Here is a 1,753-nt window from a genome sequence, read left to right on the forward strand (position 1 = left end):
ACGCCGCCGACCTCGGGCATGTTCCGGTAGACGTAGGCGTGGGCCGCGGTGTCGCTGGAGGGGCTGCGCTCGCTGCCGGGAGTGCCGGGGAGGGCGTTTCCGTCGAGGTCGCACAGGATCATGTTCTCGGGCGCCAGGTCGTCGTACGAGACGCCGGAGGGCTTGATCACGAACAGGTCGGTGCCGGGGACGCGGCCCGAGACGTTGCCGCCGGTCCAGACGATCAGGTTGTAGCGCACGAGCTCGGCATGCAGCTTCGCGACGTCCTGACGGACGCGTTCGATGAATGCCGCGATCTCGGGCGTGAAGTCAGCAGGGGAGGCTGCCACGGTGTTCTCCTTGCGGGTGTGCGGGTCGACGACGGTGCTCATTTTCGGCGCCGCGCGGTGAGCACGCGCTGCAGCAGGACGAAGGCCAGCAGGATACCGCCGGTGATGATCGTCAGATATTCGGGGCGGATGCCACCGTCTTTGGTGATGATCATGGCCAAGGCGGCGAGCACGAGCGATCCTACGACGGAACCGAGGACATATCCGGCCCCGCCGCTCAGCAGCGTTCCGCCGATGACGACCGCGGCGATGGCATCCAGTTCCCAGCCGATGCCCGTCACGTTCTGCGCCTTGCCACCCACTTCCGCCGTGTAGACGACGGCGGCGAGGCCCGCGAGAGCGCCGCTCAGCACGTAGATGATCACGCGGGTGCGGGCGACGGGCAGGCCCATCAGCTTGGCCGAGTTCTCGGCCCCGCCGATGCCGTACACCGTGCGGCCGGTGCGGGTGCGGTGCAGCAGCACGAACGCCGCGATCACGACCAGCACGGCGACGACGAAACCGGGCGTCAGCACGAGGTCGTTGGTCTTCGGGCCGTCGTACAGCTTCCAGTCGGTGGCGAGCACCAGGATGGGGGCGCCCTCGGGCGCCTGCACCGGCACGGTCGAAAGAATGGATGCCAGACCACGGGCGAGGAACATCATCGCCAGCGTGGCGATGAACGGCTGCACGTTGAAGTACTGGATCAGTACCCCGGAGACGAGGCCGAAGAGCGCGCCGAACACGATCATCAGGACGACGGCGAGCCATCCGTTGACGCCGTTGTTCATCAGTATGACACCCGACACCGAGGTGAAGGCGACGACGGCGCCGACCGAGAGGTCGATACCGCCCGACAGGATGACGATGGTCATGCCGACGGCGAGAATGATCGTCGGCGCGAAGCTGACGAGCAGGCTCGACATGGTGCCGGCGTGGAACACGCGGCCGTACGCCAGTTCGGCGTACACGAGCATCGCGACGAGGAGAACCACGGCGGCCAGCGTCGGGATGGCGGACTGACTGCGACCCCAGATGCGGGAGATCGCGAGACCCCGCACCGGAACCTCGGTGCCGTGCGAGGGCGACGGGGGTGAGACGGTCGTGCTCATGCGACGACCTCCTTACGGGTACGGCGGCGTCCGACCTGGAGGACGGAGGTCCTCACACGCTCGGACTGCAGCAAAACGAGCAGCACGATGACGATGGCCTTGAAGGCCGGGGTCGCCGCGGCGGAAACCCCGAGGAACAGCACGGTCTTGTTGAGGGTCGCAATCAGCAACGCCCCGACAGTGGAACCGAGGATCGAGAACTTCCCCCCCGCGAGGGAGGTGCCACCGATGACGACGGCGAGGATCGCGTCGAGCTCCATCTGGTAGCCGGTGCCCGAGACATCGACGGTCATGACCTCCGACACCGTGAACAGACCACCGCCGGCGGCGAGG

Annotated in this window: 3 protein-coding genes; all 3 read right to left on the reverse strand. The window is 67.2% G+C overall.

Features of this window, described 5'->3' with window-relative positions; all coding sequences use genetic code 11:
* On the reverse strand, positions 1-371 hold a 371-nt coding region (locus IFR11_RS16090; protein WP_199771202.1), incomplete at its 3' end, for a class II aldolase/adducin family protein.
* Entirely contained in the window at positions 368-1,420 is a 1,053-nt protein-coding gene (locus IFR11_RS16095) for an ABC transporter permease (protein ID WP_191916848.1), read from the reverse strand. The genes IFR11_RS16095 and IFR11_RS16090, both read right to left, overlap by 4 nt.
* A partial coding sequence (locus IFR11_RS16100) for an ABC transporter permease subunit (protein ID WP_446724814.1) occupies positions 1,417-1,753 on the reverse strand: 337 nt, incomplete at its 5' end. The genes IFR11_RS16095 and IFR11_RS16100, both read right to left, overlap by 4 nt.

The organism is Microbacterium sp. CFBP 8801 (assembly GCF_014839455.1).
Lineage (GTDB): Bacteria > Actinomycetota > Actinomycetes > Actinomycetales > Microbacteriaceae > Microbacterium.

Bases quoted from the DNA above. Each gene is read 5' to 3' on its own strand.
- IFR11_RS16095 (WP_191916848.1), bottom strand. From the start codon at position 1,420: ATGAGCACGACCGTCTCACCCCCGTCGCCCTCGCACGGCACCGAGGTT.